Genomic DNA, 1,623 nt, shown 5'->3' with positions numbered 1-1,623 from the left:
CCTTCCACACACCCAAAATCGCGCCGATCATCTCAACGCCGGACGGCAGGCACAGCCCGACCACCGACTCCACACCCACACCCGCATCGCGCAGAAGGCGGGCGACCCGGTCCGCCCGCGCGTCGAGTTCGGCGTAGGTCAGCTCCACGTCTTCCGCGACCAGCGCGACCGCATCGGGCGTGGTGCGCACGTGCCGCTCGAACAGCTCGATGACGGTCGGGGCCTCGGTGGCGGTCGCGGTGTCGTTCCATTCCCGCAGCAGGCGGTCGCGTTCGCGCGCGTCCAGGATGTTCACGGAGCCGAGTGCCGGGTCCGGTCCGCCGTCCAGCGCCTTCGACAGCGCGTCGACCAGGTTCTCCACCGCCGTGGCCACCAGCACTCCGACCGCACGCGCGTCCACGGACTCCACCGCGAGCACGCTCAGGCTCAGCCCCTCGGCGCCCATGTCGTTCACCGACACGGTCAGCGGATAGTTGTTCTGGACCCTGGAGTAGACGTTCCGGATCCCTCGCACGGTCGGTTGCTGCTCGTCCCTTGCAGCGCCGCCGCCGATGTGCCGGTAGTTGAACAGCGAGGTGAACAGCGGCGTGTCGCCCGCAATGCCGCTGGCCTGCTGCGCGACCGCCAGCGGCGCGTGCTCGTGCTCCAGCAGCGCCGCGAGCTGCGACCGCATCGCCCGGACCGCGGCCAGTGCCCCGGTCCGGCCGGTGCGCACCCGTACCGGAAGGGTGTTGATGAACGGGCCGATCACCCGGTCTGAGCCCTCGCCGGCGTTCATCCGTCCGAAGAGGACGGTGCCGAAGACGACGTCGTCCCGGCCGGACAGGGTGGCCAGCACGCGCGCCCAGGCCACGTGCAGCACCGTGGCCGCACTGACGCCGAGCCGCTGCGCCACCTGCCGCAGCCCGGCGGTCGCCTCGTCGGGGATCGGCACCAGCTCGGACACCACGCCGGTGCCGTCGATCCGCACGTCCGTCAGACCGAGCGGCGCCGTCGTCTCGGTCACGTCGCCGAGCAGGTCGGCGAAGAACCGCTCGTGCTCCGCCCGTGCCGCCCTGTCGCGGGTCTGCGCCACGAAGTTGCGGAACGGCAGCGCCTCGCCCAACCGGTCGGGCTCGCCGGCGAGCACCGTCCGCAGCTCTTGGATGAGGACGTCCATGCCCTGGTGGTCCTGCACCATGTGGTGCATCCGGATCAGGCCCAGCCATCGGCCGTCCTCTGTTTCGGCGATGTGCAGGTCCATCAGCGGCGCGCGGCCCAGATCCATCGCCGAGCCCACCATGGCGACAAGGGCTTGCACCTGGTCGCCATGGCTGTCGTCCAGGGTGTGTTCGATCACCGGTAGTTTCGCTTGCCGCCACACCACCTGGACCGGTTCGCGCAGGTCCTGCCAGACCACGGCCGTCCGGTAGATGTCATGCCGGTCGATGACCTGCTGCAGCGCCTCAACGAACCGGCTCACACGGGCTCGCGAGTCGAACTCCCATACCTGGACCGTCACGTATGCGTCTGCTCCACCGCCCGCGAGCAGGTGGTGGAACAGCAGGCCCTCCTGCAGCGGGGCCAGCGGGTACACGTCGGCCACGTTGGCGGCGCCGCCGTCGACGCCTGCGACGATCCGGT

1 protein-coding gene is annotated in these 1,623 nt (G+C 70.5%); it reads right to left on the bottom strand.

Annotation, left to right across the window (positions count from 1 at the left end; all coding sequences use genetic code 11):
• Positions 1–1,623 (bottom strand): condensation domain-containing protein (locus tag QSK22_RS33185; RefSeq protein ID WP_285498460.1); only part of this gene is annotated, 1,623 nt, incomplete at both ends.

Source organism: Actinomadura sp. NBRC 104425 (assembly GCF_030269545.1).
Classification (GTDB): Bacteria; Actinomycetota; Actinomycetes; order Streptosporangiales; family Streptosporangiaceae; genus Spirillospora; species Spirillospora keratinilytica.
The sequence above is the reverse complement of the archived record's forward strand: the minus strand, read 5'-3'. Positions and strand labels throughout refer to the sequence as shown.